The sequence below is a fragment of the Burkholderia sp. AU38729 genome, assembly GCF_020419725.1.
GTDB lineage: Bacteria > Pseudomonadota > Gammaproteobacteria > Burkholderiales > Burkholderiaceae > Burkholderia.
This window is the reverse complement of the sequence record NZ_JAIZQO010000002.1, coordinates 455,670-477,970: the sequence shown is the minus strand read 5'-3', so window position 1 is coordinate 477,970 and position 22,301 is coordinate 455,670. Positions and strand designations below refer to the sequence as shown.

Sequence of the window (22,301 nt, the reverse complement as noted above, 5' to 3'; positions counted from 1 at the left end):
CGGGTAGCCTCGATCCGGTCAAGAAAAAACATCATCGGATACCACCGGAGGGCTTCATGTATTTCGACCGACGACTATGGGCAATGATGGCGGGGCTGCGCTGGCGGGTGGCCGCGGCCGTCGCGCTCGGCCTGCTCGCGATGGGTGTCGGGATCCTGCGTTTCGTCTTTCTCGGCCGCGTGCTGGCGCTAGTCTTTGCCGGTGCGCCGGCACGCAGCATCGGCGAAGCCGTCGTTGCAACGGCGGGCTGCGTGCTGCTGCGCGCGTGGCTCGACCATCGCCGCACGGTGCTCGCGCAGCACACGGCCGGGCGCGTGCAGGCCACGCTGCGCGCGCGGCTGTTCGACCGGATCGCCGCACTCGGCCCCGCGTGGTTCAGCGGCGAACGCACGGGCGGCGTGATGCTGGCCGTCGTCGACGGCGTCGAGCAACTGCAGACCTTTTTCGGCACCTATTTGCCGCAGCTCGTGATCGCCGCGTGCGCGCCGGTGATGATCTTCGCGGTGCTCGCGTGGTGGGACGTGCCGACGGCCGCGATCCTGCTGGTCGCGGCACTCGTCACGCTCGCGCTGCCGCAACTCGTGCATCGCGCCGACAAGCGTGCGGCGCTCGCGCGCTCGGCCGCCTTCAAGGCGTTCGGCGAGGAGTTCCTCGACGCGGTGCAAGGCCTGCCGACGCTGAAGGCGTTCGGGCAAAGCACGGCATTCGGCGCGAAGCTGGCCGCGAAGGCGCGCGCACTGTCCGACAGCACGTTCTGGGTGCTCGCGCTCGGCCTGCTGACGCGGCTCTTCACCGATCTCGGCACGGGCCTCGGCGCGGCCGCCGCGATCGCGGTCGGCGCGTGGCGCGTGCGGCACGGCGACATGAGCCTCGAGGCGCTGCTGATCGTGCTGATGGCCGGCAGCGAGATCTTCCGGCCGCTACGCGACCTGCGTTCCGTGCTGCACCAGGGGATGATCGGCCAGTCGGCGGCGAATGCGATCCACGCGCTGCTCGACGCGCAGCGTCATGCACCGGCCACCGACGCGCCGCGCGTCGCGGGCCTGCGGCCCGAGATCGCGTTCGACGCCGTCAGCTTCGCGTATCCGGGGCGCCGCGCGGACGCGCATGCGGCGCTGAGCTTCTCGGTGCGCGAAGGCGAGACGGTGGCGATCGTCGGGCCGAGCGGCGCGGGCAAGTCGACCATCGTGCGCCTGCTGTTGCGCCAGCACGATGCGCAGGGCGGCGCGATCCGCATCGGCGGCCACGACGTGCGCACGCTCGATGCCGGCCAGGTGCGCGAGATGATCGCGGTCGTCGCGCAGGATGCGATGCTGTTCGACGGCAGCGTGGCCGACAACCTGCGGCTCGGCCGCCCCGACGCGAGCGACGCGGACATGATCGCCGCCGCGCGCGCGGCCAACGCGCACGATTTCATCTCGGCGCTGCCCGACGGCTATGCGACGCGCATCGGTGAACGCGGGCTGATGTTGTCGGGCGGCCAGCGCCAGCGTCTAGCGATTGCCCGCGCGCTGCTGCGCGATGCGCCGATCCTGCTGCTCGACGAGGCGCTGTCGTCGGTCGATGCGGAGAACGAAGCGCTGATCCAGCAGGCGCTCGACCGGCTCACGCGCGGGCGGACCACGCTCGTGCTCGCGCACCGGCTGTCGAGCGTGATCGGCGCCGACCGCATCCTGGTGCTCGACCAGGGGCAGGTGGTCGACGAAGGGACGCACGCGGCGCTGATCGCGCGTGACGGACCGTATCGCCGGCTGATGGGGCCGCAACTGGAAGCGGTGGCCGAATCGGTCGGCGTGGCAGCAACGGCCGGCGCGACCGCGCGCGCGTCATCGGGCCCGCAGGTGCGGCCGTTGAACGACGATGCGGCCGAGATCGGCTGGCCGGAAACCCTGCGGACGCTGCTGCGCTTCGTGCGCCCGTGGACGGGCAAGGTCGTGCTGACGGTGCTGTTCGGGATCGGCCGCGTGCTCGCCTTTATCGGCGTCGGCGTGATCGGCGCGCTGGTGGTCGGTGCGGTACCGAGTGGCCACGTGAGCCCGGCGCTCGTCACCGCGCTGCTCGTGATCGCGCCCGTGGCGGCCGTGCTGCACTGGCTCGAATCGTGGCTCGCGCACGACATGGCGTACCGGCTGCTCGCGGAAATGCGCATCGCGCTGTTCGCGACGCTCGAACGTCTCGCGCCGGCCGGGCTGCTGCGTCGCCGTTCGGGCGATCTCGTGTCGCTCGCGACGCAGGACGTCGAGACCGTCGAGTATTTCTATGCGCACACGCTGGCGCCCGCGTTCGTCGCGGTGCTCGTGCCGGCCGCCGTGCTGGTGCTGCTCGCGTCGGTCGCGTGGCCGCTCGCGCTCGTGCTGCTGCCGTTCCTGTTGTGGGCCGGGCTCGCGCCGGTGCTGGCGCGGCGCGACGTCGACCGGCTCGGCACCGGCGCGCGCGAAGCGCTCGGCCAGCTCGGCGCGCACCTGACCGAAACGATCCAGGGGCTCGCGGAACTCACCGCGTTCCAGGCCGTCGCGCGCCGGCGCGCGGCGTTCGTGGCCGAAGTCGATGCGTACCGCAAGCAGCGCGCGAAGCTGCTCGACGATCTGTCGGCGCAAAGTGCCGCGCTGGAAATCGCGAGCGGGCTCGGCGGGCTGGTCGTCGCGGCGCTCGGCGCGCTGCTGTGCGCACGCGGCTGGTTTCCGCGCGAGTCGTTGCCGCTGCTGGTGCTGGTGGCCGTGGCCGCTTTCATGCCGGTGGCCGAAATCGGCCAGGTCGCGCGCCAGCTCGCCGACACGATCGCGTCGACGCGACGCTTGCGCGCACTGGAGAAGGAGCCGGTGCCGGTGACGGACGGCACGCATGCGATGCCGGCCGATCCGGCGGTGCGGTTCGAGGCCGCGTCCTTCACGTACCCAGGCCGCAGCGTGCCCGCGATCGACCGCGTGAGCTTCGACGTGCCGCCCGGCAGCACGGTCGCGCTGGTCGGGGCGTCGGGCGCCGGCAAGTCGACGGTCGCGAGCCTGCTGCTGCGCTTCTGGGATCCGCAGCAGGGCCGCGTGACGCTCGGCGGCGTCGACCTGCGCGACTTGCGGCTCGACGACCTGCGGCAGCACATCGCGCTGGTTGCGCAGGATACCTATCTGTTCAACGACACGCTCGAGGCGAACATCCGGCTCGCCGCGAGCGATGCGTCCGACGCGGACGTGCAGCGCGCGATCGACCATGCGGCGCTCGGCGACTTCGTCGCGCGGCTGCCGGACGGGCTCGCGACGCGCGTCGGCGAGCGCGGCGTGCAGCTGTCGGGCGGCCAGCGCCAGCGTGTCGCGATTGCGCGCGCGTTCCTCAAGGATGCGCCGGTGCTGATCCTCGACGAAGCGACGTCCCATCTGGACACGATCAGCGAGCAGCAGATCCGCGCGGCGCTGGAAGACCTGATGACGCAGCGCACGTCGATCATCATCGCGCACCGGCTGTCGACCGTGCGCAACGCCGACCTGATCCTCGTGATGGAGCACGGCAGCGTGATCGAGGCCGGACGGCATGCGGACCTGATGGCGCGGCAGGGCGCGTATGCGCGGCTCGTGTCGCATCAGGCGAGCGGGGTGGCGGCGTAAGCGACGCGGCATCGGCGCGCGGCCGGCCGGCGGGCCGCGCGCTTTCCGCAACATGCGTTGAACCGCGCCGGCGATTGCCGGCGTCGCGGGGGCGGCCCCGGCGGCGCGCCGCGCGTCGAAGCGCCGATGATCCGCACTGACAAACGGGCTGGCCAATGGGCTGACAAGCGCACGGGCGGCAGCGGTCGGCGCCGATCGGCTGCACCACCATCTTCCTCTCGCGCGTGATGCCCGGGACGGCAAACCCTCCCGGCCAGTCCACCGCCACCGCCCACTGCGCGTCAGACGCCGCCTTCGGCCGGCGCACCACGATCCGGCCCGACCGCTTCCCCCGCCGGGCCACACCCCTTTTCCTCCGAATTTATCCGCCCCGCGCGCCGCGGGTTTGTCTCGATGCATTTCCCCGTTGCGGTTTTTTTTGTTGTCGTAGTATCGCCATTGACAACACTTGTTGCACTAAGGTCTAATTCGACATCGCATGTTGCGGTGCGGCTTGATGTCGTCGTTCCGCCGGCCCGCTGGCCGGTCACATCGCTCAATCATGCGGAGAGAAACCATGAGTCGCCGTTCCTTCCTGAAAGCCGTCGCGGTCGTTGCCGCGCTCGGCGCCAGCCTCGCGCACGCGGATACCAAGACGCTCGTCGTCGGCACCGATACGTCGTTCATGCCGTTCGAGTTCAAGCAGGGCGACAAGTACGTCGGCTTCGATCTCGACCTGTGGGCGGAGATCGCGAAGGACCAGGGCTGGAAATACACGATCCAGCCGATGGATTTCGCGGGCCTGATCCCGGCGCTGCAGACGCAGAACATCGACGTCGCGCTGTCGGGGATGACGATCAAGGAGGAGCGCAAGAAGGCGATCGACTTCTCCGCGCCGTACTACGACAGCGGCCTCGCGGCGATGGTGCAGACGGGCAACACGACGATCAAGTCGATCGACGACCTGAACGGCAAGGTGATCGCCGCGAAAACGGGTACCGCCACGATCGACTGGATCAAGGCGCACCTGAAGCCGAAGGAGATCCGCCAGTTCCCGAACATCGACCAGGCGTACCTCGCGCTCGAAGCCGGCCGCGTCGACGCGGCGATGCACGACACGCCGAACGTGCTGTTCTTCGTGAACAACGAAGGCAAGGGCAAGGTGAAGGTCGCGGGCCAGCCGGTCAGCGGCGACAAGTACGGCATGGGTTTCCCGAAGGGCAGCCCGCTCGTGCCGAAGGTCAACGCATCGCTCGTGAAGATCCGGGCCGATGGCCGCTACGCGCAGATCTACAAGAAGTGGTTCGGGGCCGAACCGCCGAAGATGTGAGCGTGACGCCGCAACGGTGCGCGGCCGGATGGCCGCGCCGGTCTTGAATCGAACGGGGAGCGACAAGTGAATTTCGATTGGTCGGCGATCTGGGCGGCGTTGCCGGACCTGATGGACGGGGTCCGGTTGACGGTGTTCATCGCATTTTTCGGGCTGGTGGGCGGCTTCGTCGTCGGGATGGTCGCGGGCATGTTCCGCGCATACGGGCCGAAGGCGATGAACGTGCTCGCCCAGGTTTATATTGAATTGATCCGCGGCACGCCGATCGTCGTGCAGGTGATGTTCCTGTATTTCGCGCTGCCGCTGCTCGCGCATATCCGCATCGACGGCCTGACGGCCGCGATCATCGCGATCACGGTGAATTCCGGCGCGTATCTCGCGGAAGTGGTGCGCGGCGCGCTGCTGTCGATCCCGAAGGGGCTGACGGAAGCGGGGCTCGCGATGGGCCTGTCGATGCCGCGCGTGCTGTTGAAGGTGGTCGGGCCGCTCGCGTTCCGGCGGCTGATTCCGCCGCTCGGCAACCAGTGCATCGTGAGCCTGAAGGACACGTCGCTGTTCATCGTGATCGGCGTCGGCGAGCTGACGCGCAAGGGGCAGGAAATCATCGCGGGCAATTTCCAGGCGGTCGAGATCTGGAGTGCGGTGGCCGTCATCTACCTGTTGCTGACCGGCGCCATGACGTTGACGCTGCGGCTCGTCGAAAAGCGCATGAGGATTCTATGAGCATGATCGAATTCCAGAACGTGTCGAAGAGCTTCGGCCACGTGCCGGTGCTGAAGAACATCGACCTGAAGATCGACGCGGGCGAGGTGGTCGTCGTGGTCGGCCCGTCCGGCTCGGGCAAGTCGACGATGTTGCGCTGTATCAACGCGCTCGAGAAAATCACCGGCGGCGAGCTACTGGTCGACGGCCAGAGCGTGCGCGGCAACGCGACGACGATCCGCAACATCCGGCTCGAAGCCGGCATGGTGTTCCAGCAGTTCAACCTGTTCCCGCAAATGACCGCGCTCGAGAACGTGATGTTCGGGCCGATGCAGGTGCGCGGCGCGTCACGCGCCGACGCGCGCGACCAGGCGATGGCGCTGCTCGACAAGGTCGGCCTCGAATCGCGCGCGAATCATTACCCGTCGGAGCTGTCGGGCGGCCAGCAGCAGCGCGTCGCGATTGCGCGTGCGCTCGCGATCCGGCCGCGGCTGATGCTGTTCGACGAGCCGACGTCGGCGCTCGATCCGGAATTGCGCCACGAAGTGCTGAAAGTGATGCAGGATCTCGCGACCGAAGGAATGACGATGATCGTCGTCACGCACGAGATCGGCTTCGCGAAACGGGTCGGCACGCGGCTGTTGTTCATGGATCAGGGCGGGATCGCGGAAGACGGCCATCCGGTCGAGCTGATCGACCGGCCGCCGACCCCGCGCCTGAAGGAATTCCTGAAACACGTGTCCTGAACGAAACCGAACCCTCCGACATGCCGCTTTCCCTTTCCCCCGTCATCGCCGGCGCGCCGTTCGACATCGGCGTGCGCCTCGGCGAGCTTGCCCGCCCCGTATTCGATGAATACATGCAGCAGAGCAGCGCGTGGCAGGCCGTGCGCCGCTGGCGCGGCCATCCGTACGTTGCCGCGCTGCGGCAGGCTGCGCTGGCCGCGTATCCGGAGCTCGTCGCGGAGCTGGACGGGATCGCGGCGGGTGTCGGCTGGCCGGCCGAGGACATCTTCTTGTGGAACTGCCGCGGCGAGCTGATCCACAACGCGCCGGACGGCTGCACGACGCTTGCCGCGCGCGACGCGGCCGGCACGCGCTGGATCGCGCACAACGAGGACGGCGACCCGTACCTGCGCGAGCGCTGCCTGCTCGTCGACGTGCAGCCGGCGGGCAAGCCCGGCTTCATCAGCTTCTATTACCCGGGTTCGCTGCCCGGCCATACCTTTGCGGCGAACCGCGCGGGCATCGCGCAGGCGATCAACAACCTGCGGATCCGCGCGCCGGCAGCGGGCGTGCCGCGCATGATCCTCGCGCGTGCCGTGCTCGATGCGACATCGCTCGACGCGGCGGCCGACGTGCTGCGTAGCCATGCGCGTGCAAGCGGCTTTCATCACACGCTGGGCGCGACCGGCGATGCGCGGCTGCTGAGCATCGAGGCAAGCGTCGCGCGCTGTTCGGTGATCGACGTCACGCGGCTCGCGGGGCATGCGAACCATCTCGTGCATCCCGGCTGCGACGCGGAAGCGCAGATCGTCACGCAATCGTCGGCCGACCGCCAGCGCCGTGTCGACGCGTTGACGCCCGCCATCGACGCGATCGACGAAGTCGCGCTGCGGCGCGTGCTCGGCGATCGCGCGCCGCAAGGGCTGCCGATCTACCGCGACGATCCGGCCGACCCCGACGACGAGAACACGCTGGCCACCGCCGTGTTCGCGATCGGCGCGGCATCGATCGATTTCACTCTTCACCAACACGGCACGCAGCGTTTCGCGACGCGCATCGTGCCGTCCGGGCGCGCGCACGACGCGCCCTGATCCATGAGGCAACGCATGACGACCGTTTTCCATCGCGCTCCGCGCGCCACCTTGCCCGTTGCCGTCGCAGGCGACGGCATCGAGATCATCGATTCGACCGGCAAACGCTATATCGACGCGTGCGGCGGCGCGGCCGTTTCGTGTCTCGGCCACAGCAACCCGCGCGTGATCGACGCGATCAAGCGGCAGGCGCAGCAACTGGCGTACGCGCATACGTCGTTCTTCACGACCGACGTGGCCGAGGAACTGGCCGACCGGCTCGTCGACGCCGCGCCGGCCGGCCTCGAACACGTGTATTTCGTGTCGGGCGGTTCCGAGGCGGTCGAGGCCGCGCTGAAGCTTGCGCGCCAGTATTTCGTCGAGAAGGGCGAGCCGCAGCGCCGCCATTTCATCGCGCGACGCCAGAGCTATCACGGCAATACGCTCGGCGCGCTCGCGATCGGCGGCAATGCGTGGCGGCGCGAGCCGTTCCTGCCGCTGCTGATCGAGGCGCACCACGTGAGCCCGTGTTATGCGTATCGCGACCAGCAGGCGGGTGAAACCGACGACGCGTATGCGCAACGCCTCGCGGACGAACTCGAACGGAAGATCGTCGAACTCGGCGCGGACAACGTCGCGGCGTTCGTCGCGGAAACGGTGGTGGGCGCAACGGCCGGCGCGGTGCCGCCGGTACGCACGTACCTGAAGAAGATTCGCGCGGTGTGCGACAAGTACGGCGTGCTGCTGATCCTCGACGAGATCATGTCGGGGATGGGCCGCACCGGCTACCTGTACGCGTGCGACGAAGACGGCGTCGCGCCCGATCTGCTGACGATCGCGAAAGGGCTCGGCGCGGGCTACCAGCCGATCGGCGCGACGCTCGTCAGTGATCGCATCTACCGGACGATCGTCGACGGCTCGGGTTTCTTCCAGCACGGCCACACGTACCTCGGCCACGCAACCGCATGCGCGGCCGCGCTCGAAGTGCAGCGCGTGATCGCCGAGGAGAAGCTGCTCGACAACGTGAAGGCACGCGGCGAGCAACTGCGCGCATCGTTGCGCGAGCATTACGGCCCGCATCCGCATATCGGCGACGTGCGCGGCCGCGGGCTGTTCGTCGGCGTCGAGCTCGTGCGCGATCGCGACAGCAAGGCGACGTTCGATCCGGCGCTGAAGCTGCATGCGGCGGTCAAGCGCGAGGCGATGCAGCGCGGCCTGATGGTGTATCCGATGGGCGGGACGATCGACGGCGTGCGCGGCGATCACATCCTGGTCGCGCCGCCGTTCATTTGCACCGCGCAGCAGATCGATACGATCGTCGAGCGGCTGTCGGGCGCGATCGGCGCGGCGCTCGCGTCGGCCGGCGCGTGACCGTATTCGTCGAACCTTGTCAGGACTTCGCCATGACCAACAGATTGCCTCCGTTCGATCCCGCATCGGCCACCGATGAACAGAAGGCCGTGCTGGCCGACATTCTCAGCGGCCCGCGCGGCAACCTGAACGGGCCGTTTCTCGGCTGGATCGCGAGCCCCGAGCTGGCGCAGCACGCACAGAAACTCGGCGCGTTCTGCCGCTATCGCACGGGCCTGCCGCTGCGCCTGTCGGAACTCGCGATTCTCGTGACGGCCGCGCGCTGGCGCTCGCAGGCCGAGTGGCACATCCACCATCCGATCGCACTGGAGGCGGGCGTGCCGGCCGCGACGGCCGACGCGATCCGGCGCGGCGTCGCGCCCGCATTCGAGTCGGACGACGATGCGCTGATTCATGCATTCGCGAGCGAGCTGTACGACACGCGGCGCGTGAGCGACGCGACGTTCGCACGGGCGCAAGCGCGCTTCGGCCACGAAACCGTCGTCAATCTCGTTGCATTGCTCGGCTACTACGCGCTCGTCGCGATGACGCTGAACACGTTCGGCATGCGCGCGCAAGGGCAGACCGAATTGCCGTTTCCGGAGTGATGCCCGTGCGTTGATCGTGCCGGAACAACGGAAGCGATACGTCTGACGAACGTGTTGCCGACCTGTTCCGGCACAATGCAACCAAATGTATTCGTGCGGGATCGACGGCCCATCGCCGCGTATGATGGCTTGTTCACGTCGATATGAGCGGTGAGCAAGCATGACGAGTACCCGCAAGACCTTGATGATCGCCGGTGGGCTCCTGGTAGCCGCCGCCGGCACTGCCTACGTGATGCTCCTGCGTGCGGATCACCGCGCGATCGAGGATGCCGGCATCGGCGATTCGGCCGCGCCCGTTGCCGCGGCGCCGGCGGGCAACGATCACGCGGTGCAGGGCACCATCGCGCCGCCGGCCCCGGCCGCCGCGATGGCATCGAAACAGGCGGCTGTCGCGCCGCCGCCCCCCGCACCGGCGCCTGCTGCGCCGGCCGAAACCGCGCGCGTCAGCGCAGCGCCGGCCGTGCCGGTTGTCAGCGACAAACCGCAGCCGGTGACGAAGCCGAACGCGCCGCCGCCGAAGGTCAACGTCGTGACCGTCGATGCGCAGGATTCGACCCCATCGGCACCGCCGCCATCCGCCAAACCTATGCAGCAGGCCGCACCGGCACCGGCGCCCGCGCAGGTCACGCAGCGCGCGCCGCGCAAGCGCGACGGCCTCGAACGCCACGCGGGCGCAGCACCCTCCGCAACGAAATCCGAAACGCCGGAGACGGCCGCGCTCGTCAGGGAATCGGCGAAGCTCGACCCGTCGTTGCCGCCGCCGTCGATGTCATCGGTGTCGTCGATGCCGGCGAACACCGGTTCGACCCGGCAGGGCGGTTCGTCGTCCGGCGCGAATCCGGTGGCGGCCGCGATGACCGAGCAACTGGTCAGGCAGTCGAGCAGCTTCAAGTCGACGGCGCCTGCGCCCGCGGACGGTGGCCCGACCGCGACCAAGTGACCGCGAACGGCTTCGGCATAAAAAGGACCCCGCATGCCGACCAAAGCATGCGGGGCCAAGAGAGACAAACTGTTGTGCCGACGGGCTGACGCGCGTTACGCGGCGACCGCTTCCTCGGCTTGCGGCTGCGCGGCGGCCACCGGTGCCACGTCCTGGCGGATCAGGTGGTCGAACGCGCCGAGCGATGCCTTCGCGCCTTCACCCACGGCGATCACGATCTGCTTGAACGGCACCGTCGTCACGTCGCCGGCCGCGAACACGCCCGGAACCGACGTCGCGCCGCGCGCATCGACGACGATCTCGCCGTGCTTCGACAGTTCGACCGTACCCTTCAGCCATTCGGTGTTCGGCACGAGGCCGATCTGCACGAACACGCCTTCCAGGTCGATGCGCTGCGTATCACCCGAACGCAGATCCTTGTAGACGAGCCCGTTCAGCTTGCTGCCGTCGCCGGTCAGCTCGGTCGTTTGCGCCTGCGTGACGATCGTCACGTTCGGCAGGCTGCGCAGCTTGCGCTGCAGCACTTCGTCCGCGCGCAGTTGCGCGCCGTATTCGATCAGCGTGACTTCCTTCACGATGCCGGCGAGGTCGATCGCGGCCTCGACACCCGAGTTGCCGCCGCCGACCACCGCGACACGCTTGCCCTTGAACAGCGGGCCGTCGCAGTGCGGGCAGTACGCGACACCGCGGTTGCGGTATTCGCGCTCGCCCGGCACGTTGATTTCGCGCCAGCGCGCGCCGGTCGCGAGGACGATCGTCTTCGCCTTCAGCACCACGCCGTTCGCGAGGCGAATCTGGTGCACGTCGCCCGGAATCAGCGCATCGGCGCGCTGCACGTCCATGATGTCGACGTCGTACTGCTTCACGTGCTGTTCGAGCGCGGTGGCGAACTTCGGCCCTTCGGTTTCCTGCACCGACACGAAATTCTCGATCGCCATCGTGTCGAGCACCTGGCCGCCGAAACGCTCGGCCACGACGCCCGTCGCGATGCCCTTGCGCGCCGAGTAGATCGCAGCCGCCGCGCCTGCCGGGCCGCCGCCGACGATCAGCGTATCGAACACCGGCTTGGTCTCGAGCGACTTCGCGGCACGTGCGCTGGCGCCCGTATCGAGCTTCGCGAGGATTTCCTTCACGCTGCTGCGGCCCTGGCCGAACGAGGCGCCGTTCAGGAACATCGTCGGCACGGCCATGATCTGGCGCGACTCGACTTCGCCCTGGAACAGCGCGCCGTCGATCGCGACGTGACGGATGCGCGGGTTGATCAGCGACATCACGTTCAGCGCCTGCACGACTTCCGGGCAGTTCTGGCACGACAGCGAGAAATACGTCTCGAACGCGTAGTCGCCGTCGAGCGCGCGGATCTGTTCGATCACGTCGTCGTCGAGCTTGATCGGATGGCCGCCCGTCTGCAGCAGCGCGAGCACGAGCGACGTGAATTCATGGCCCATCGGGATGCCGGCGAAGCGGATGCCGGACGGCTTGCCGGGCTCGCCGATCGAGAACGACGGCTTGCGCTCGGCGTCGTCGCGGCGTTCGGTTACGGTCACGCGATCCGTCAGCGACGCAATCTCGCTCAGCAGCGCCAGCAGTTCCTGCGATTTCGCGCTGTCGTCGAGCGAGGCGACGAGTTCGATCGGGCGCGTGATCTTTTCGAGGTACGCTTTGAGATGGTTCTTGAGATTGGCGTCGAGCATGGCGTTTCGGATTCCGTATTAATGATTCTGGTCGGGCACGTCGTGCCGGAGGAGGGCGCGGGCCGCATGCCGCGGCGGCCCGTCATCGGGAGGCTCGCGCGCCTCGTGCGAGGCGCGCGGCGCGATCGTCAGATCTTGCCGATCAGGTCGAGCGACGGGGTCAGCGTTTCCGCACCCGGCGTCCACTTGGCCGGGCACACTTCACCCGGGTGCGCCGCGATGTATTGCGCCGCCTGCACCTTGCGCAGCAGTTCGCCTGCGTCGCGGCCGATGCCGTTGTCGTGGATTTCGCACAGCTTGATCTCGCCTTCCGGGTTGATCACGAACGTGCCGCGCAGGGCCATCCCTTCTTCCTCGATCAGCACGTCGAAGTTGCGCGACAGCGTGAGCGTCGGGTCGCCGATCATCGGGTACTTGATCTTGCCGATCGTGTCCGACGTGTCGTGCCAGGCCTTGTGCGTGAAGTGCGTGTCGGTCGACACGCCGTAGATTTCGACACCCAGCTTCTGGAATTCCGCGTAACGGTCGGCGAGGTCGCCCAGCTCGGTCGGGCAGACGAACGTGAAGTCGGCCGGGTAGAACACGACGACGGACCACTTGCCCTTGAAGTTCTCTTCCGAGACGGGCACGAAATCGCCATTGTGGTAAGCGGTTGCCTTGAACGGCTTGATTTGGGTGTTGATGATCGGCATCTTGCGAGTTCCTTTGCGGTGGTGTTGATGAAGTGTTCCCAGTATCCGGGTTCACCCTGAGCTTGTGAAATTGCTTGTTTCAATCCGGGGCATCGGGAATTTCTATCTGCTTCCGGCCCTTGATTGGGTGGGGTGGGCGGGGAGGTCATCGACGCGCGGGTGCGTGGACGAGCGGCAGCCGGGCGGAAATGCGGCGAGCGGGAATGCGCAGAAAGTCAAAAGCCGCGGTGGATCGACTCCAGGCGGCAGCGATGGGCGTTCGGGGGCGCGTTCACCACTCCGAGCGCAAGTCTTCCTGGGCGACGGCATTGCACCCCTTCCAGAGGCCGAACACATTGTCAGCAAGTGTCCGGTTCCGTAGCGCGATGTAGGCGTCGATCGCGTCCCGGACGACCTCGGCCGAGGATCTGTTCTGGTGCGTGGCGATGCGGGTCAACGCGGCATGCTGGTCATCCGATAGATCGACTGGAATTCTGCTCATCTCAACCTCCGTGACGGGACACGACCATCGTGGCGATCCGGTCGGCCAAGTGCAAGTGCGCGGCACGTCCCATGCGAATGCGGCTTCCCGATTCGCCGGTTGTCGGAGCGGCGTCTTCGCGCTCCGCTCAAATCCCCGCCATCTTCCTCAACCACGCCGCCAGCCGCCTGGCGCCGTCCGGCATGTCCGCGTCCTCGCGGGTGCACAGGTAGTAATCGCGGCCGTCGTCGAGCACGTGATCGAACAGCTTCACGAGCTCGCCATTCGCCAGTTCACGCTCGACCAGCGGCGCGCGCAGCAACGCCGCGCCGAGATCCGCGCGCGCGGCGCTCAGCGTGAGCTGGCCGTCCTCGAACATCGGCCCGACCGCATGCGACACATGCTTGACGCCCGCGCCCTGCAGCCAGTTGACCCACGTGCTGCGATCCTCGTCGTGCACGAGCGGGGCGCGCGCGAGATCGGCCGGCGTGCGGAACGGCCCGTGGCGCTTCAGGAAAGACGGGCTGCACATCGGCACCATCGCGCCCGGCAGCAGCCGTTCGCAGCGGTAGCCGGGCCAGTCGCCGGTGCCGAAGCGGATCGACAGGTCCGATGCATCGCTGCGGTAGTTGCGGTGATGCGCGTACAGCACGGTCACGTCGACGTCCGTGTTGTCGGCCAGGAACGCGTGCAGCCGCGGAATGAACCAGCCGATGCCGAGCAGCGGAATCAGGCTGACGGTGATCTGCCGCAGCGACGAGCGGTCGCGCACGAAGCGCGTCGCGCTGCGCAGCACCGAGAACGCGGCGCTGATCGAGCGGTAGTAGTCGCGACCTTCGTCCGTGAGCGCGAGCAGCCGGCCCTCGCGCACCGTCAGCGGCGTCTGGATGAACGCTTCGAGCAGTTGCAGCTGATGGCTGACCGCCGACGGCGTGATGTCGAGCTCGCCCGCCGCCGCGGTGACCGACCCGAGACGCGCGAAAGCTTCGAACGCACGCACCGCGCGCAGCGGCGGATCGTGCGGCAATTGTTCGATATTTTTCATGTATCGAATTTTATCGAAAAGTCAGGGTAAGCGACAACACAAAAATATCCCGTGTTTACAGTGGTGTGCGTTAATGTGGCGGGAACGGCATAAGCATCCAACAATTGGATATTTGGGGTTTGGGTGCTGAATATTTAATATTTTTCATGTTTTGATTCAATTCACCGATCCCCCCGCACATGAAAATCGCCTTTCTCCCCGCCAGCCTCGCATTCTCGGCGGCCGCCCTGGTCGCCTCCGTTCCCGCGTTCGCGCAATCCGCGCCGCAGACCGTCCTGATTGGTCTCGCCGCGCCGCTCACCGGCCCGTCCGCGCGGATCGGCAAGGATCTGCAGAACGGCGCGCAACTCGCGATCGACGACGCGAACGCGAAGCATCCGACCATCGGCGGCAAGCCGGTCGTCTACAAGCTCGTCGCGGCTGATGATCAATCCGATCCGCGCACGGCCGTCGCGGTTGCGCAGCAGCTCGTCGACCAGCACGTGATCGGCGTCGTCGGCCACTGGAACACGGGCTGCAGCGTGCCGGCGTCGCGCGTCTACCGCGATGCGGGCATCCCGGAGATCGCGCCGGCGTCCACCGGCCATCAATACACGCAGCAGGGCTACGCGACGGCCTTCCGCATCATGGGGCACGACGATGCGGGCGGCAATTTCACCGGCGCGTATGCGGTGAAGACACTGAAGGCGAAGCGCATCGCGGTGATCGACGATCGCACGTCGTTCGGCTCGGGCCTGGCCGACCAGTTCATCAAGGGCGTGCAGGCGAACGGCGGCACGATCGTCGATCGCCAGTACGTGAACGACAAGACGACCGACTTCAGCGGCGTGCTGACCGCGATCAAGGGCAAGCGCGCGGATCTCGTGTTCTTCGGCGGCCTCGATGCGCAGGCCGCGCCGATCTCGCGCCGGATGCGTCAGCTCGGCGTGAACGCGCCGCTGCTCGGCGCGGGCGGCTTCGTGAGCCAGACCTTCCTGTCGCTGGCCGGCAAGGACGGCGACGGCGTGACGGCGCTCGAACCGGGCCTGCCGCTCGACCGGATGCCGGGCGGCAAGGCGTTCGACACACAATACCAGGCGCGCTTCCGCGCCCCGATCGAGCTGCATGCGCCGTTCGCGTACGACGCGGCCGCCACGCTGATCGCGGCCGCGCAGAAGGCCGGCACGACGCAGCCGGCGAAACTGGTCGCGGCGGTGCGTGCGATCGACCGGCCCGGCGTGACGGGGCGGATCGCGTTCGACAACGCAGGCAACCTGAAGGATCCGGCCTTCACGATCTACCAGGTGCGCGGCGGCAAGTGGACCGTCGTCGACGTGCTCGGCGGCTCGCGCACCGCGACCAAGTAAACGACCCAGCACGACTCAGTGATAAAACAACCAAGACGATCCCCATGACCGAAGCCACCCAGACATCCGCCGCCGCACCCGAGGACACGCGCCTCGGGATCCTCGCGCGGCGCCGCATCGAAGCGGAAATCATCAAGCCGATCTACGAGATCATGAAGCGCGAGTTCGGCGCCGAGCGCGCGCAGGCCGTGATCGCGGAAGCCGTGCGCGGCGCGGCAGTGGACGCCGGCCGCACGTTCGCCGCGCAGGAACCGGGTGGCACGAGCGTGAAGTCGTTCATCGCGCTGCAGGTGCTGTGGGAGAAGGACGACGCGCTCGACGTCGAGGTGCGGCGCGCGGACGACGCGCATTACGACTACGACGTGCACCGCTGCAGCTACGCGGAGATGTATCACGCGATGGGGCTCGGCGAGATCGGCCACCTGCTGAGCTGCGCGCGCGACAGCTATTTCATCCAGGGCTATGCGCCGGACATCGCGCTCACGCGGACGAGCACGATCATGCAGGGCGGCAAGCGCTGCGATTTCCGTTACGCGCTGCGGGCCGCGCCGGAGAACGGCGATGCGTGACGACAACACGATTGCCGAAAGCGTGAGCGCGCCGCGCGTCGACGGCGACCGCCTGTGGGCGTCGCTCGACCGGATGGCGCAGATCGGTGCAACGCCGAAGGGCGGCGTCTGCCGCCTCGCGCTGACCGATCTCGATCGCGAGTCGCGCGACCTGTTCGTGCAATGGGCGCAAGACGCCGGCTGCACGGTGCGCGTGGACCGGATGGGCAACGTGTTCGCGCGCCGCGCGGGGCGCAACCCCGACGCCGCGCCCGTCATGACCGGCTCGCACGCCGATTCGCAGCCGACGGGCGGCCGCTACGACGGCATCTACGGCGTGCTCGGCGGGCTCGAGGTCGTGCGCGCGCTGAACGATGCGGGCATCGAGACCGAGCGCCCGATCGACGTCGTGATCTGGACCAACGAGGAAGGCTCGCGCTTCGCGCCGGCGATGGTGTCGGCCGGCGTGTTCTCGGGCGTCTATACGCTCGAATACGGGCTGTCGCGCACCGATGGCGCAGGCAGGACGATCGGCGAGGAACTGGCGCGGATCGGCTACGCGGGCGCCGAGCCCGTCGGCGGCTATCCGGTGCATGCGGCGTACGAGCTGCATATCGAACAGGGCGCGATTCTCGAACGGGCCGGCAAGACGATCGGCGTCGTGACGGCCGGGCAGGGGCAGCGCTGGTACGAGGTGACGCTCACCGGTGTCGACGCGCATGCGGGCACGACGCCGATGGAATTCCGCCGCGATGCGCTGGTAGGCGCCGCACGGATGATCTCGTTCGTCGAAGTGCTCGGCCGCCGTTACGCGCCGTACGCGCGGGCGACCGTCGGGATGATCGAGGCGCGGCCGAACTCGCGGAATACCGTGCCGGGCGGCTGCTTCTTCACGATCGAATTCCGTCATCCCGATGACGCGGTGCTCGACGAGCTCGACGCGACGCTGCGCGCGGAACTCGCACGGGTGGCCGACGAAACGGGCCTCGGTGCGCAGATCGAGCAGATCTTCACGTATGCGCCGATTCCGTTCGCGCCGCGTTGCATCGATACGGTGCGTGAGGCGGCGCAGGCGCTCGGGTTGTCGCACATGGATATCGTGTCCGGCGCGGGGCATGACGCGTGCTATGTGGCGCGCGTCGCGCCGACGGGGATGATCTTCGTCCCGTGCGTCGATGGGCTGAGCCACAACGAAGCCGAAGCGATTACGCCCGAGTGGGCGGCGGCGGGTGCCGACGTGCTGTTGCGGGCGGTGCTGCGGAGCGCGCAGGAAAGCTGAACCGGAGTGTGACGGTAGTGGTCCGGCGGGAGAATCTGCGCCAGGCTACGCGGGTCAATGCCTGACGATGCGAACGCGTGGGTTGCGTCGTCAGGCGCCCGGCGAATGCCGATCGATGTACCGCCGCATCACATGGAACGCGAGATCGGTGCGCTCCGGAATCGTGATCGTCGCGTCATCGGCTGCGAAGCCGAGTTTTTCATAGAACCGGTACGCGGATTCGCGTGCCGTACACCACACGAGTGCGGCCCCGTGTGCTTCCGCGTGCCGTACGCAGACCTGCACCAGCACACGCCCGAAGCCCATGCCACGGACGGCAGGGTGGACGGCCATCCCGCGAAGCCGCCACGCCGGTCGCGCGGGATCGTCTTCGCGCACCTCCTCGCAGATTGACGCAACCGCGACGATGCCCGACGAATCACGTACGCCGACGTGCAGCGTCGTCGGCGCAAGGTCGCCGGCCAGCGCGCTCGCATCCAGATCGCCATTCAGCAGGATCATCGCGCGGAGCGGGCGCGTCTGCGCGGCATCGATCGGCGCGATGGTGAACAGCGTGTCGCCTGACGTCATCAACGTTCCTCGAGTCATTCGATTCAGCCGCGCGTTACTGAGCGGCCTTGCGCCGCGCCATATAAGCGAGATACGCGACGATCTGGTCGAGTTCGCGGTCGCTCAGCTGGTCGGGCGGAAACGCCGGCATGCTGCGGCCCGGCCAGTCGCGCACCGACGCCGGGTTGCGGATATAGCGGCGCAGCGCGGCGGGCTGGAAGTAGTCGACCGGGTTCATCGGCGTGTTCAGGTCGGGGCCGGCATGGCTGCTGCCCGCGCCGTCGAGGCGGTGGCACGCGAGGCATTGCGTGACGAACAGGTGCTGGCCCGCGCGAGCCGGGTCGTTTGCAGGCAGCGCGGCATCGACGGCGAGCGACGGCCAGCGCGCGAGCGGCGACGATTCGATCGTGACGCGCACGATCTGGTACGGCCACTGCTCGCCGCGCACCGACGACGCGTCAGGCCCGAGCCAGACCAGGTAGAACGGCCCGGCGCTGACCTGTTTGCCGGGCAGCGTCGGCCACGGATGCGCCGGATCCTCGATCGCGAGCCACGGGATGGCGCCCGCCTGCGGGCGGCGGCGCACGAGGTCCAGCGGCAGTTGCGCGGCGAAGCCGTCGGCGGCACGGGTTTCGAGCACACCGTCGGCCGGCAGCCTGTCGCCGAGCAGCGCGGCGAACGGCACCGCGCGGAACGTCATCGGCCGGCCGTACGCGATGTCGCGCGGCACGTGGATGTCGGCGGCATCGGGGCGCGCGAGCAGCGTCTGCCGGGTGAGGGCGCGGGCCGTGCCGTCGGTCTCGAGTTCGAGCGCGGACTGGGCCCACGCGCGTTGTCCGATCAGGCAAACCGTCAGCAGCAAAAGCGAAAACCACCGGCGCTTCAGCATTCGTTCTCCGGGAAAGGGCATTCCGGCGGCGACCGGAGTGGCTGGCCGCGGCCGATGGAAGGAATCGGGCGACAGTCTATCCGGTACGCGCGGCGCTGGCGACTGCGGCGCGGGGATGGGGCGGCCAGTCATGATCGGGCCGGCCGGCGGCAGCGCGGCTGGCGGCCGGCCCGCGAGAGGGAGGCGGCATTGCGGGGCGAGGTTTGAGCACGAAGAAGCGGAAGAAGCGGAAGGAGCGGAAGGAGCGGAAGGAGCGGAAGAGGCGGAAGAGGCGGAAGAGGCGGAAGAGGCGGAAGAGGCGGGGCGACGGCCCGGCCCGGGGTGAGAGCAGCCGGCCCGCCGCCTCGACGGCGATCGCGCTACAGAGCCACTGTCAATGACTCGAACAAGGCACTGCGCTCTTCGGCATCGGCGTTTCCCGGGCCGGTTCGAAATCGGCTTCGCGCGTGCCCGACGGCGTCAGCGACACGAAATGCATCGCGGTGCCGCTCCCCGGGAAGCCGGCGATACCGGTCAAACCCCACGGAATCGGCGACCGCTGCACGCCGCTCGCTGAAATGTCCGACGGCCCGAGCGCGAGCGTCAGCAGCCGCCCGTCGCGGATCGGTACGTACGCATGCGAGCCGGACACCCCGATACCGGATTCGCGCACCGACGCCGGCAGGCAGTCGAGCGTCGCCGTGCGGCGGCCGTCCGGCGCGATCAGCATCGCGACGCCGCGATCGTCCGCCGTCGTCGTGACGACGATGAAGCGGTCGATCTCCGGCACGTAAGCCGACGAATACACGTAGTACTGGATCGCGTCGTTCAGCGTCCCCAGCTTGTCCAGCTTCGCCGTGACCGGGTCGAACATCGCGTATTCGAGCGTCGCGTCCGTGCTGCCCTCGATGTATTTCTGCCACACGAGCAGCGCCGTATGCGGCGAGCCCGCGACGACGGGCCACCACTCGCGGCGGTGCGGCACGACCGCGACATGGTTCAGCACGCGCCCGGCCGCGTCGTAGGTTTTCACGTACACGCCGTTGCCGGTGCCGAGGTTGTCGACGCCGCCGCCGTCGATCCAGTCGGCCGAATAGAACACGACGAAGCGGTCGGCCGCCGTGGCGACATGCCCCGAGTGGCCGCCCGATTCGACGTCGTTCGGGTAGGGCTTGATCGGCTTCAGGTCGCGGCGGTAGACGCCGTAGCGCTGGCTGACTTCCTGCGGCGCGTTCCAGCCGTCCTCGAACGTGACGAAGATGTCGCCGCGCGCGTTCTGCGCGATCGACACGGGCTCCTGCGCCTCGGGGCGGCTGATGAACGGGCGGACGTGCAGCAGGTTCGGCTTGCCGGGCAGCCATTCGCCGACGTACACGTCATGCGGCCAGCTGCCGCCGCGCATCGCGCCGCGCGGCACGACACCCGAGCTGCTGAAGAACACCCAGCGCTTGCCGTTGCCGGCGTCGGCCACGCCGATGCCGTGCATGAAGCTACGCGGATCGACGGCCGGGCGAGATGAAGGGCCGCCCTGCACGGTGACCGTATGCACGACCGGTGTGGCGGCGAAGGCGGGCGGCATCGCCGTGACGATGCCGCATGCGCCGCACAGCGCGGCCGCGACGCGCTGCGCGACCGCCTGTGCCGGGCGCGTTCGCCCCTTCATTCGACGGTCACCGATTTCGCGAGGTTGCGCGGCTTGTCGACGTCGGCGCCGCGCGCGCAGCCGACGTGATAGGCGAGCAGTTGCAGCGGAATCACGTTGACGATCGGCGACAGCACGTCGCCCGATTCGCGCACGCGGATCAGATGCGTGTCGCGGTCGGCGTCGATCCCGAGCTGGTCGCCGGCCAGCACGTAGAGCCGTCCGCCGCGCGCGCGTACCTCGGCCATGTTGGATTTCAGCTTCTGGAACAGGCGGTCGTCCGGCGCGATCGTGACGACCGGCATCGCGCTCGTGACGAGCGCGAGCGGGCCGTGCTTCAGTTCGCCGGCCGCATAGCCTTCCGCGTGGATGTACGACACCTCCTTGAGCTTCAGCGCGCCTTCCATCGCGATCGGGAAATGAATGCCGCGCCCGAGGAACAGCGCGTTCTCGGTGCGTGCGAACTTCGTGGCCCAGCCCATGATCTGCGTTTCGAGCGCGAGTGCGTGGCCGATGCGCTCGGGCAGCGCATGCAGCTGCTTCAGGTGCAGCGCGACCTGCTTCGCGTCGAGCCGGCCGCGCAGCTGCGCGAGCGTCAGCGTCAGCACGAACAGCGCGACGAGCTGCGTCGTGAACGCCTTGGTCGACGCGACGCCGAGCTCGATGCCGGCCCGCGTCAGGAACCGCAGCGGCGCGTTGCGCGCGATCGTGCTGGTCGCCACGTTGCAGATCGCCATCGACAGTGCCTGGCCCATGTCGCGCGCCTGCTCGATCGCGCCGATCGTGTCGGCCGTCTCGCCCGATTGCGAAATGCCGACGACGAGCGTGCGCGGATCGGGCACCGTCTCGCGGTAGCGGAATTCGCTGGCGATCTCGACCTGGGCGGGCACGCCCGCGATGGCCTCCAGCCAGTACTTCGCGGTCAGCCCCGCGTAGTAGCTGGTGCCGCAGCCGAGCAGCAGCACGTTCTTCACTCGCGACAGCAGCGCGCGCGTGTCGTCGGTCGCGTCGAACAACGCCGGCGAAATCGTGTCGATGCCGTCGAGCGTGCTGGCGATCGCCTTCGGCTGCTCGAAGATCTCCTTCTGCATGAAATGCTGGTACGGGCCGAGCGCGGCGTCGCCTTCGCGCGCCTTCACATGGCACAGCGGGCGCTGGGCCTCGTGCCCGCCCGAGTCGACCACGGCGATCCGGTCCGGCGTGATCAGCGCGACGTCGCCGTCTTCCAGGTAGACGAAGCGGTCGGTCAGGTCGCCGAGCGCCGCGCAGTCCGACGCGAGGTAGTTCTGTTCGGCGCCGATGCCGATCACGAGCGGCGAGCCGGCGCGCGCGGCGACGAGGCGCTGCGGCTCCTTCGCGCTCAGCACCGCGATCGCGTACGCGCCGTGCAGCCGCTTGACGGCGCGCACGACGGCGTCGAACAGGTCGTCGCGATAGAGGCTGTGGATCAGGTGCGCGATCACCTCGGTGTCGGTCTGGCCGCGAAACGTATAGCCGCGCTCCCGCAGCTCCACGCGCAGCGTGTCGTGGTTCTCGATGATGCCGTTGTGCACGACCGCGATCGTGTCGCCGGACATGATCGGATGCGCGTTCATTTCGGACGGTGCGCCGTGGGTCGCCCAGCGCGTATGCGCGATGCAGGTCTGCGCTTCGAGACCCAGCGTCAGCACGCGGGCCTGCAGGTCGGTCACGCGCCGCAACGTGCGTTCGCTGCGCAGGCGGCCGTCGTCCTGTACGGCAATGCCGCACGAATCGTAGCCGCGATACTCGAGCCTGCTCAGCGCATTGACCAGTTGCGGGACCTGGTTGTTCAGTCCGCTTGCTCCGACGATTCCGCACATGATTCACCTCGTCCACAAAAGGTTGCCGGGCTGCCGG

At 68.3% G+C, this 22,301-nt stretch carries 19 protein-coding genes; 11 read left to right on the top strand and 8 right to left on the bottom strand.

Annotated features, from left to right (window positions below; translation table 11 throughout):
* Nucleotides 1-56: 56 nt before the first annotated feature.
* The 8 genes from LGM56_RS07150 (at nt 57) to LGM56_RS07115 (ending at nt 10,300) form a co-directional block, all read left to right on the top strand.
* Nucleotides 57-3,596, top strand: a complete 3,540-nt coding sequence (locus tag LGM56_RS07150; RefSeq protein WP_226203780.1) for an ATP-binding cassette domain-containing protein — start codon at nt 57-59, stop codon at nt 3,594-3,596.
* A 556-nt stretch (nt 3,597-4,152) separates the two neighbouring features.
* Nucleotides 4,153-4,905 (top strand): glutamine ABC transporter substrate-binding protein GlnH, encoded by a 753-nt coding sequence (glnH, locus tag LGM56_RS07145; protein WP_089427779.1) that lies wholly within the window; start codon nt 4,153-4,155, stop codon nt 4,903-4,905.
* A 66-nt stretch (nt 4,906-4,971) separates the two neighbouring features.
* Nucleotides 4,972-5,628 carry a glutamine ABC transporter permease GlnP gene (gene glnP, locus LGM56_RS07140; RefSeq protein ID WP_089474611.1) on the top strand — a complete coding sequence of 219 codons (657 nt, stop codon included), beginning with the start codon at nt 4,972-4,974 and terminating at the stop codon, nt 5,626-5,628.
* Complete coding sequence (gene glnQ, locus LGM56_RS07135) at nt 5,625-6,353, top strand: glutamine ABC transporter ATP-binding protein GlnQ (protein WP_174388472.1); 729 nt, start codon at nt 5,625-5,627, stop codon at nt 6,351-6,353. Before glnP ends, glnQ begins: the two co-directional genes overlap by 4 nt.
* Nucleotides 6,354-6,373: 20 nt before the next feature.
* A complete protein-coding gene (locus LGM56_RS07130; RefSeq protein WP_226203778.1) occupies nt 6,374-7,423 on the top strand; it encodes a C45 family autoproteolytic acyltransferase/hydolase in 1,050 nt (349 codons plus the stop codon).
* A 15-nt stretch (nt 7,424-7,438) separates the two neighbouring features.
* Entirely contained in the window at nt 7,439-8,773 is a 1,335-nt protein-coding gene (locus LGM56_RS07125) for an aspartate aminotransferase family protein (RefSeq protein ID WP_226203777.1), read from the top strand.
* A gap of 32 nt (nt 8,774-8,805) precedes the next feature.
* Nucleotides 8,806-9,360 carry a carboxymuconolactone decarboxylase family protein gene (locus tag LGM56_RS07120; RefSeq protein WP_089497233.1) on the top strand — a complete coding sequence of 185 codons (555 nt, stop codon included), beginning with the start codon at nt 8,806-8,808 and terminating at the stop codon, nt 9,358-9,360.
* A gap of 160 nt (nt 9,361-9,520) precedes the next feature.
* A complete protein-coding gene (locus LGM56_RS07115; RefSeq protein WP_089497232.1) occupies nt 9,521-10,300 on the top strand; it encodes an extensin in 780 nt (259 codons plus the stop codon).
* Between the two features lie 95 nt (nt 10,301-10,395).
* Here LGM56_RS07115 and ahpF read toward each other — a convergent pair whose 3' ends face one another.
* From ahpF to LGM56_RS07095, 4 genes are all read right to left on the bottom strand, one after another.
* Entirely contained in the window at nt 10,396-11,994 is a 1,599-nt protein-coding gene (ahpF, locus tag LGM56_RS07110) for an alkyl hydroperoxide reductase subunit F (RefSeq protein WP_226203776.1), read from the bottom strand.
* A 128-nt stretch (nt 11,995-12,122) separates the two neighbouring features.
* Nucleotides 12,123-12,686: an alkyl hydroperoxide reductase subunit C gene (ahpC, locus tag LGM56_RS07105; protein ID WP_006488685.1), complete on the bottom strand. Its 564-nt coding sequence runs from the start codon at nt 12,684-12,686 to the stop codon at nt 12,123-12,125.
* 271 nt (nt 12,687-12,957) lie between these two features.
* Nucleotides 12,958-13,167, bottom strand: a complete 210-nt coding sequence (locus LGM56_RS07100) for a ribbon-helix-helix protein, CopG family (protein ID WP_089497230.1) — start codon at nt 13,165-13,167, stop codon at nt 12,958-12,960.
* Nucleotides 13,168-13,294: 127 nt separating this feature from the next.
* A complete protein-coding gene (locus LGM56_RS07095) occupies nt 13,295-14,191 on the bottom strand; it encodes a LysR substrate-binding domain-containing protein (protein WP_069251291.1) in 897 nt (298 codons plus the stop codon).
* Between the two features lie 179 nt (nt 14,192-14,370).
* Between LGM56_RS07095 and LGM56_RS07090 the strand changes: the two genes are divergently transcribed.
* From LGM56_RS07090 to LGM56_RS07080, 3 genes are read left to right on the top strand one after another with little or no spacing between them, the layout of a single operon-like run.
* Entirely contained in the window at nt 14,371-15,537 is a 1,167-nt protein-coding gene (locus LGM56_RS07090) for a branched-chain amino acid ABC transporter substrate-binding protein (RefSeq protein ID WP_226203775.1), read from the top strand.
* Between the two features lie 44 nt (nt 15,538-15,581).
* Nucleotides 15,582-16,106: an L-2-amino-thiazoline-4-carboxylic acid hydrolase gene (locus LGM56_RS07085; protein WP_089497227.1), complete on the top strand. Its 525-nt coding sequence runs from the start codon at nt 15,582-15,584 to the stop codon at nt 16,104-16,106.
* On the top strand, nt 16,099-17,364 hold the full coding sequence (locus tag LGM56_RS07080; RefSeq protein WP_226203774.1) for a Zn-dependent hydrolase: 1,266 nt from the start codon (nt 16,099-16,101) through the stop codon (nt 17,362-17,364). The genes LGM56_RS07085 and LGM56_RS07080 overlap by 8 nt, the downstream gene beginning before the upstream one ends.
* A gap of 90 nt (nt 17,365-17,454) precedes the next feature.
* On the opposite strand, the gene LGM56_RS07075 is transcribed toward LGM56_RS07080, so the two are convergent.
* From LGM56_RS07075 to glmS, 4 genes are all read right to left on the bottom strand, one after another.
* A complete protein-coding gene (locus LGM56_RS07075) occupies nt 17,455-17,934 on the bottom strand; it encodes a GNAT family N-acetyltransferase (protein WP_226203773.1) in 480 nt (159 codons plus the stop codon).
* 34 nt (nt 17,935-17,968) lie between these two features.
* Nucleotides 17,969-18,802 (bottom strand): c-type cytochrome, encoded by an 834-nt coding sequence (locus LGM56_RS07070; RefSeq protein WP_226203772.1) that lies wholly within the window; start codon nt 18,800-18,802, stop codon nt 17,969-17,971.
* Nucleotides 18,803-19,175: 373 nt separating this feature from the next.
* A complete protein-coding gene (locus LGM56_RS07065; protein WP_226203770.1) occupies nt 19,176-20,444 on the bottom strand; it encodes a hypothetical protein in 1,269 nt (422 codons plus the stop codon).
* Complete coding sequence (glmS, locus tag LGM56_RS07060) at nt 20,441-22,264, bottom strand: glutamine--fructose-6-phosphate transaminase (isomerizing) (RefSeq protein WP_226203768.1); 1,824 nt, start codon at nt 22,262-22,264, stop codon at nt 20,441-20,443. The genes LGM56_RS07065 and glmS overlap by 4 nt, the downstream gene beginning before the upstream one ends.
* Nucleotides 22,265-22,301 lie beyond the last annotated feature (37 nt).

Coding starts and splice junctions, on each gene's coding strand:
- LGM56_RS07150 (WP_226203780.1), top strand. CDS start 57: ATGTATTTCGACCGACGACTATGGGCAATGATGGCGGGGCTGCGCTGG.
- glnH (WP_089427779.1), top strand. CDS start 4,153: ATGAGTCGCCGTTCCTTCCTGAAAGCCGTCGCGGTCGTTGCCGCGCTC.
- glnQ (WP_174388472.1), top strand. CDS start 5,625: ATGAGCATGATCGAATTCCAGAACGTGTCGAAGAGCTTCGGCCACGTG.
- LGM56_RS07130 (WP_226203778.1), top strand. CDS start 6,374: ATGCCGCTTTCCCTTTCCCCCGTCATCGCCGGCGCGCCGTTCGACATC.
- LGM56_RS07125 (WP_226203777.1), top strand. CDS start 7,439: ATGACGACCGTTTTCCATCGCGCTCCGCGCGCCACCTTGCCCGTTGCC.
- LGM56_RS07120 (WP_089497233.1), top strand. CDS start 8,806: ATGACCAACAGATTGCCTCCGTTCGATCCCGCATCGGCCACCGATGAA.
- LGM56_RS07115 (WP_089497232.1), top strand. CDS start 9,521: ATGACGAGTACCCGCAAGACCTTGATGATCGCCGGTGGGCTCCTGGTA.
- ahpF (WP_226203776.1), bottom strand. CDS start 11,994: ATGCTCGACGCCAATCTCAAGAACCATCTCAAAGCGTACCTCGAAAAG.
- ahpC (WP_006488685.1), bottom strand. CDS start 12,686: ATGCCGATCATCAACACCCAAATCAAGCCGTTCAAGGCAACCGCTTAC.
- LGM56_RS07100 (WP_089497230.1), bottom strand. CDS start 13,167: ATGAGCAGAATTCCAGTCGATCTATCGGATGACCAGCATGCCGCGTTG.
- LGM56_RS07095 (WP_069251291.1), bottom strand. CDS start 14,191: ATGAAAAATATCGAACAATTGCCGCACGATCCGCCGCTGCGCGCGGTG.
- LGM56_RS07090 (WP_226203775.1), top strand. CDS start 14,371: ATGAAAATCGCCTTTCTCCCCGCCAGCCTCGCATTCTCGGCGGCCGCC.
- LGM56_RS07085 (WP_089497227.1), top strand. CDS start 15,582: ATGACCGAAGCCACCCAGACATCCGCCGCCGCACCCGAGGACACGCGC.
- LGM56_RS07080 (WP_226203774.1), top strand. CDS start 16,099: ATGCGTGACGACAACACGATTGCCGAAAGCGTGAGCGCGCCGCGCGTC.
- LGM56_RS07075 (WP_226203773.1), bottom strand. CDS start 17,934: ATGACGTCAGGCGACACGCTGTTCACCATCGCGCCGATCGATGCCGCG.
- LGM56_RS07070 (WP_226203772.1), bottom strand. CDS start 18,802: ATGCTGAAGCGCCGGTGGTTTTCGCTTTTGCTGCTGACGGTTTGCCTG.
- LGM56_RS07065 (WP_226203770.1), bottom strand. CDS start 20,444: ATGAAGGGGCGAACGCGCCCGGCACAGGCGGTCGCGCAGCGCGTCGCG.
- glmS (WP_226203768.1), bottom strand. CDS start 22,264: ATGTGCGGAATCGTCGGAGCAAGCGGACTGAACAACCAGGTCCCGCAA.